Origin of the sequence: Photobacterium halotolerans DSM 18316 (assembly GCF_000425165.1) — a bacterium.
GTDB lineage: Bacteria > Pseudomonadota > Gammaproteobacteria > Enterobacterales > Vibrionaceae > Photobacterium > Photobacterium halotolerans.
Genome location: NZ_AULG01000043.1, coordinates 1 through 2,460 on the forward strand (window position 1 = coordinate 1; position 2,460 = coordinate 2,460).

The following is a 2,460-nucleotide window of genomic DNA, read 5'->3' on the forward strand; positions in this document are numbered from 1 at the left end:
TGTGCCGCCTGAGTTCAAACCAAGTTTAGAGAAGATCGGAGGGATACCCGATAGCGTGCAAGATTTTGTGTGCGAATGGCTGGGTAAGGCAGAACGTCAGGGCTATGCGCTGACCGAAAATGATTATCTGGTGTTTGCCGAAATAGAATGTTAGGCAACTAAAACGAGGAGGTGATATGCCGTATGACAGGGTGGTTGTCGGTATTGATCCTGGGAAGAAAGGCGCACTGGTTCGGCTCACTGACTCAACGCAGGAAGCGATAGTCATGCCGTTAAAGGGCGCAAAAGACATCGACGGCTTTGCCATCGCGCAGTTTCTCAAGCAGCACCGGCCAGACATGGTTGTTGTTGAGAAAGTGGCAGCGCGACCAGGGCAAGGCGTGACGTCAATGTTTACGTTCGGCACCGGTTACGGTGTGGTTCAGGGGGTATTAGACTCACTGGCCATCCCCTACCGGCTGATCACTCCCCAGATGTGGAAAAAGGCGATCTTAGCGGGCACTACGCGTGATAAGGAGGCGGCAATTGGTTATGTGGCCAACCGTTACCCTGATCTTGAGCTGACGCCGCCACGGTGCCGCGTACCGCATGATGGTATTGCAGATGCAGCGTGCATGGCTGAGTTTGCGAGGCAGCTGCTGTGACGGACGATGAACGGGAGTGGTTAAAGTCAGAACTGGCCATTGATGATCCTAGCTATGCGGAATGTCCCAGCTGCGGTAATGAGGCTCAGCTGATTTGGCACGATGAGGGCTTTGATTACGAATATGGATCAGAGCATGGCTACCGTGAGGACTGGCGATTAGTCACTGACTGTTGCCAGATTGAGTTGTAAACAAAAGGGCCGCACGGCCCTTTATTTTATCTTCGCCAACATTTTTTGCCCTAACGCTGTTAACTGGATAATACGGGGGCGTCTGTGTCTGAATGACAGCCCTTTTGCTTGGTACTCATTAATTCCAATCTGCTGAGTGACAAAAAACTCTGGGTATCGCTGAATAACACGGACACACGGGCCGTGCCCGTGTTTATCAACTTTTTCACCCATTAAGTCGCTTATTTCCTGAAAGGTGTAAACGCCACTGCTTACAACCTCAAGCAGAGCCGCCACGCGTAGCGTTACACCGGCAGATTCTAGCTTTTGGTTGATCTGGGTATAGCTAAGACTCACTTTTCAGTCTTACCCGCGTTTGTATGCCTCTTTCGTCGTACTCTGTGAATTCAACGATACCTAACCGCTCAAGGACAAGTAAAGTTTTGCGGCCAACATGCCACACCGGCACAAGCTCAGGGTGGTGATCACTTAATGGGTTTCTTTCAACACCCTCAGCAGACCAGAAAGGCCGGTAATTCACCAGTTCACCATGCTCTTTTAAATACTCAACAGCCTTAGCCTGAGCCGGACTTAGTTTTTTCATTAAAATCCCCACTGCTTTTTAAGCGACTCGACAAAATCACTTCCATAAATTTCATGAGACTCAAGATAAGCGCTCAACTTAATCAGCAGGAACATTGCATTCATTAATGTATCGCTGCTTTCACCACGGCAGTAATACGCCAAGCCGGACACGTCCGCCCCGCACACATTTCTGTTGTAACAGTGAACTATTAGAGAGGCCGCGTGTTTCTTTTTTTTCGCCAGTGCGCCCAGGTACGCGAGTTCTGTTCCCTGTTCTTCGTTTAACGGGGCCAACTCATCTGGGCGCGGGTTCAGGTTGATGATGATATCGCTCAATTGGAAGTCTTGCATAATGCCTCACTGTTCTTTGTCGTTGTGCGCTGATAGGTAATCAAGGGCTAAGTCATTCTCAATAAACTCAGCAATTTCATCAATGCGGTTGTATGACTTCCCCAGCACACTTGATGACTCAAATCGCCATCGTTCCACCGTCAATTGAGAAACCCAACAATCATTTGTGCCGAATACCAGATCGCCAACCTCTGCGCCGTCTAAGTAACCGTCATAGTTATCAGATTGCTCATCAATTATTTCCTGAGTAAGCAAGGTGAACTCGCTTAAATTTGAGTGCGTGTTTTTTGCAAATGTAGCCGTGGCGTCTGGAACAGAACTGAACACTAATTCGTTATAGATCGTAGTGCCATCAACCATTTCATTGAACCTGGCTTGAACTTGCTCTAGCGTGATGCTCATAAAGCCCCTTTACCCTGAAATCCGAGCGCGCGGTTTACCATTCACCGGCGTATTGACATTAAAGCCCTTCCCGCTGCTCACCCCTTCCCCGAATGCGTACCTATCACGCTGGGTGCCTTTGCCTGCAGTGCGGGTTTTAACATCCACAAATCCAGCGGTGACATCATTGTAATAACGGGTCAATGCCTCCCGCCGCTCTGGTTCCATGTCGAATGTCGGCAGGTTCTTTTTCACCGCAGTCACCCACCCCAGGCAATACAAATCGGCGCGGCGCGTTCGCGTCGCTGGCTTGCAGTTTTTGTGGATGG

Annotated in this window: 7 protein-coding genes; 2 read left to right on the forward strand and 5 right to left on the reverse strand. The window is 49.6% G+C overall.

The genetic code is table 11. The features are described from left to right. Positions 1–176 precede the first annotated feature (176 nt). Both H511_RS0109095 and H511_RS0109100 read left to right on the forward strand, forming a co-directional pair. Positions 177–644: a RuvC family protein gene (locus tag H511_RS0109095; RefSeq protein WP_027252022.1), complete on the forward strand. Its 468-nt coding sequence runs from the start codon at positions 177–179 to the stop codon at positions 642–644. Further along, the gene (locus H511_RS0109100) at positions 641–835 is read left to right on the forward strand and encodes a hypothetical protein (RefSeq protein ID WP_027252023.1); all 195 of its coding nucleotides are present in this window, start codon (positions 641–643) and stop codon (positions 833–835) included. The genes H511_RS0109095 and H511_RS0109100 overlap by 4 nt, the downstream gene beginning before the upstream one ends. A gap of 21 nt (positions 836–856) precedes the next feature. On the opposite strand, the gene H511_RS24785 is transcribed toward H511_RS0109100, so the two are convergent. From H511_RS24785 to H511_RS24790, 5 genes are all read right to left on the reverse strand, one after another. Further along, positions 857–1,171 (reverse strand): hypothetical protein, encoded by a 315-nt coding sequence (locus H511_RS24785; RefSeq protein ID WP_027252024.1) that lies wholly within the window; start codon positions 1,169–1,171, stop codon positions 857–859. Then, positions 1,161–1,418, reverse strand: coding sequence for a hypothetical protein (locus tag H511_RS0109110; RefSeq protein WP_027252025.1), 258 nt, complete (start codon positions 1,416–1,418; stop codon positions 1,161–1,163). Before H511_RS0109110 ends, H511_RS24785 begins: the two co-directional genes overlap by 11 nt. Further along, a complete protein-coding gene (locus H511_RS0109115) occupies positions 1,418–1,750 on the reverse strand; it encodes a hypothetical protein (RefSeq protein WP_027252026.1) in 333 nt (110 codons plus the stop codon). The genes H511_RS0109110 and H511_RS0109115 overlap by 1 nt, the downstream gene beginning before the upstream one ends. A gap of 6 nt (positions 1,751–1,756) precedes the next feature. After that, on the reverse strand, positions 1,757–2,152 hold the full coding sequence (locus tag H511_RS0109120) for a hypothetical protein (protein ID WP_027252027.1): 396 nt from the start codon (positions 2,150–2,152) through the stop codon (positions 1,757–1,759). 9 nt (positions 2,153–2,161) lie between these two features. Beyond that, positions 2,162–2,460 (reverse strand): DUF7168 domain-containing protein (locus H511_RS24790; RefSeq protein ID WP_027252028.1); only part of this gene is annotated, 299 nt, incomplete at its 5' end.

Excerpts from the sequence above, each read along its gene's own strand:
- H511_RS0109095 (WP_027252022.1), top strand. The coding sequence starts at position 177 with ATGCCGTATGACAGGGTGGTTGTCGGTATTGATCCTGGGAAGAAAGGC.
- H511_RS0109110 (WP_027252025.1), bottom strand. The coding sequence starts at position 1,418 with ATGAAAAAACTAAGTCCGGCTCAGGCTAAGGCTGTTGAGTATTTAAAA.
- H511_RS0109115 (WP_027252026.1), bottom strand. The coding sequence starts at position 1,750 with ATGCAAGACTTCCAATTGAGCGATATCATCATCAACCTGAACCCGCGC.
- H511_RS0109120 (WP_027252027.1), bottom strand. The coding sequence starts at position 2,152 with ATGAGCATCACGCTAGAGCAAGTTCAAGCCAGGTTCAATGAAATGGTT.